Here is a 2,977-nt window from a genome sequence, read left to right as displayed (position 1 = left end):
CCCCCAATATAGGCAAAGATCTGACGGATGAACAAAAGACTGAGTTGGGTGGTGTGGGATCAGGAACACCAGGTGGCTTTGAGCCTGAAAAACCTAAAACAGATTATAAATCTGATCTTCAAAAAGGTGATCAGATAGATTTGAGCACGTTTAATCAACGTAAGGCCATTTCTGGTAGCAAAGGGGAGTTTATTGACCCTAAAACTGGCTGGAGAATTTCGCCGGATAGAGCAGGAAATAATTCACATGGTGGAAGTGCTTGGAAGTTGTTGGATAAAAATGGTAACAGAGTTGCTACGTTAGACCAAAATGGGAATGTGCTAAGAAAATGAGTTATTTAACGGATATTGTAAATAAAGTTGATTTTGATGATAACGTTGCGATACAAGAATTTTTTATTATGTTCAATGTATCGAATTTCGATCATTATTTAACTTTTGATGAATATAGTGATGAAAGTTTAGTTTGTTACTCTGACATCAAAAATGATCCGGTAAAACAGGCTTGCTTTGATGATATTGAAAATAAATTCATTGAGTTGTATGAGGGTTTATATCAGCTATCAGAAAGTAATGTTACTATTTTAATTAATGGAGAGAAAAGAGAAAGAGTATCAATTGGAGAATATAAAGAGGCATTATCTGAGGCTATGAAAGAAAATCCTTTATGTGGTTTTTTATTTTCTAACTTAGGATTGTATATCATGACAGGATATGATCTAACTCACTCTTTTTACATTCTAAAAAATAAAATTAATTTATTAGATGAAATAAATGACATGATAAGAAAAGCAGGTTTGTTTATTCTTGAATAGTGATACAAGTAAAGCCCGTCCAAAGCCGGGATTCCTGATTCTAAGCCCTAGAAATCCCTTCGTCCCTCCGCTTCAACTGGTGTGATTCGGGGGCGGCGGCAAGCTCCAGTAGCTCTGCCTCAGTGACTCCGGACTCGGTGAGCCAGTCGTCACCGATAATCTACTGAAATATAATGAAGTTAAAGGTCAGTTAGGTATTTCGAAGGAAATGTTGCCGAGCGAAATCCCCAGCACCGGGGGGAATATCGGCAGTCAGTTTGTTGGCAATATGGCCAACGGCTTGCTGGTCGGGGCCAATAACGAAGGTCACGCCGACAGCACCACCCATGCGGCCGTTTCTGAAGCTATGAGAGCGGCTCTTTTAGATATCAGGGTTTTTATGATGTCTATTTATGGGGTTTTTTATCAATCAGTTGAAGATATTGACTTTTTTATCAGAGAGACAAAAGAATTTCCTTTCCCTGAAGACTATCAAGTTCCTGAACATTATAACTATCGTAGAGAATAATGCGTTGGGTCTGGCTCTGAAGGGATGTGGTATCGCTGCACCCTGCCGAAGTCTGATAGCGAAGCAAGTTCTGGAGATCGGTGTTAAAGCGGGTATTACGGGTATTGTCGCCAAAGAGATTGCAGACAAGATATCGGAAGACGATCTGGATCATCTTGTTATGCTGACGATGATGGGCAATGATGAAATCACCGAAAAATACCTGAATTCGCTTCAGGATAAATATGCTCCTGCTCATACCGGTAATGATCAATCTACAGGTCAGGGTGCTACTAATACTGGTAATACTGATGGCAAGCCGGATGCGGGTGGGAGTAGTACTGTAACACCGATCCCTGAAGGGGCGAATAAAGATGATTTGGCTTATCTCGCGCTGAAAGGAAAAGAAGCTCAGGAAGCTGCAAAAAATTTAGGATTTGATCGCAGGATTTCACCTCAAAAAGCACCATTTAATTCACATGGACAGCCTGTTTATTTCGATGGGAAAAATTATATAACCCCTGATATTGATAGTCATAACGTTACTAACGGCTGGAAAATGTTTGATCGTAAAGGTGACAGGATTGGTACTTATGATAGCAATCTAAATAGGATTAAGGATTAATTTATGTTCGGAATTTTCCCTGAAAATGAACCGCTAGAAATGGATGGCGAGTTAGTTCAAGTAGCCAAGATTGTTATTGATGATTTTTGGGAACCCTTGCAATTGCCCTTGTCGTATTGGGAGTTGAAAGACTACAAGCGTAGTTGGCTAGCATCTATTGAAAAGGGTTTGCATAGTAAAAACCATGCTGCATTAGCGGTTTCAATGTATGACCCGGAACAAACAAATTTTATTTTTGTTTGGGTGATGTATTTTCAAGATGATATTGTTTTTTTGCAAAATAAAGTACTTTTCCTCGAGGATCACCCCTCCTTTACCATCGAGAACATCAATGATTTTATAACGCCAAGAATTACTCATACTGAAGACGGTCATAAAATTTCAGAGTGGCGTACGGATTTGAACAGCATCATGATTTTTTGTAATAGTTTGACAGAATAACGTTTATTTACCCCGGTCTTCGCCGGGGTTCTTTCTTTTAAGCTCTAAAAACTCCCACTTCCCGCTGCTGCAACCAAATAACACCGGGTGCAGGGGTGACTTCCAGTTGCTCAGCATCGGTGATGGACTCAATGAGGCAATCTCCACCGATAATCACCTCGCTGTTATCCCACCCCCAATCCGTACCAAAGTCGTGGCGGAGCTGGCTGGCCTCGCACAGTACTTTCTAGGTCGCCTTATCAATGACGGCGGTCACCCTGCGAGCCAGTGCGGTACAAACCGATGGCGCGTTGACGCTGGCGGCGGGCGGGGATGTGCTCCTGACCACCCAGACCGAGCAGCATGACGAACAGCGCAATCATACCGGTCTCAGCAAAGGGCTGGCATCCAGCACCCTGACACGCACCGAAGACAGTCTTAGCCAGACACTGGCGGTGGGCTCGATGCTCTCGGCGGGATCTATTGATGTCAGCGGTAAAAATATCGCGGTGATGGGCAGCAACGTGGTGGCCGACCAGGATATCAGCCTGCGTGCGCAGGAGAACATTACCGTCGGCACGGCGCAGCAGAGCGAGAGCGAATCGCACCTGTTCGAACAGAAAAAATCGGG

The 2,977-nt window shown here is 42.9% G+C and carries 4 protein-coding genes and 2 pseudogenes; all 6 read left to right on the top strand.

The genetic code is table 11. The annotated features are described in order from the left end of the window. Nucleotides 1–332: pseudogene (locus AC971_RS24900) on the top strand (hypothetical protein); the annotation flags it as partial. Continuing rightward, entirely contained in the window at nt 329–814 is a 486-nt protein-coding gene (locus AC971_RS21295) for a hypothetical protein (RefSeq protein ID WP_025384262.1), read from the top strand. The pseudogene AC971_RS24900 and the gene AC971_RS21295, both read left to right, overlap by 4 nt. 208 nt (nt 815–1,022) lie before the next feature. Then, complete coding sequence (locus tag AC971_RS24895; protein ID WP_038402294.1) at nt 1,023–1,322, top strand: hypothetical protein; 300 nt, start codon at nt 1,023–1,025, stop codon at nt 1,320–1,322. 4 nt (nt 1,323–1,326) lie between these two features. Next, on the top strand, nt 1,327–1,926 hold the full coding sequence (locus AC971_RS21285; protein WP_048677898.1) for a toxin C-terminal domain-containing protein: 600 nt from the start codon (nt 1,327–1,329) through the stop codon (nt 1,924–1,926). 3 nt (nt 1,927–1,929) lie between these two features. Beyond that, nucleotides 1,930–2,367 (top strand): hypothetical protein, encoded by a 438-nt coding sequence (locus AC971_RS21280; RefSeq protein ID WP_025384260.1) that lies wholly within the window; start codon nt 1,930–1,932, stop codon nt 2,365–2,367. A gap of 251 nt (nt 2,368–2,618) precedes the next feature. Beyond that, a pseudogene (locus AC971_RS24045) lies at nt 2,619–2,977 on the top strand (hemagglutinin repeat-containing protein); the annotation flags it as partial.

Source organism: Yersinia similis (genome assembly GCF_001053095.1).
GTDB classification, from domain to species: Bacteria; Pseudomonadota; Gammaproteobacteria; order Enterobacterales; family Enterobacteriaceae; genus Yersinia; species Yersinia similis.
This window is presented reverse-complemented; position numbering and strand designations above follow the sequence as displayed.

Bases quoted from the DNA above. Each gene is read 5' to 3' on its own strand.
- AC971_RS21295 (WP_025384262.1), top strand. From the start codon at position 329: ATGAGTTATTTAACGGATATTGTAAATAAAGTTGATTTTGATGATAAC.
- AC971_RS24895 (WP_038402294.1), top strand. From the start codon at position 1,023: ATGTTGCCGAGCGAAATCCCCAGCACCGGGGGGAATATCGGCAGTCAG.
- AC971_RS21280 (WP_025384260.1), top strand. From the start codon at position 1,930: ATGTTCGGAATTTTCCCTGAAAATGAACCGCTAGAAATGGATGGCGAG.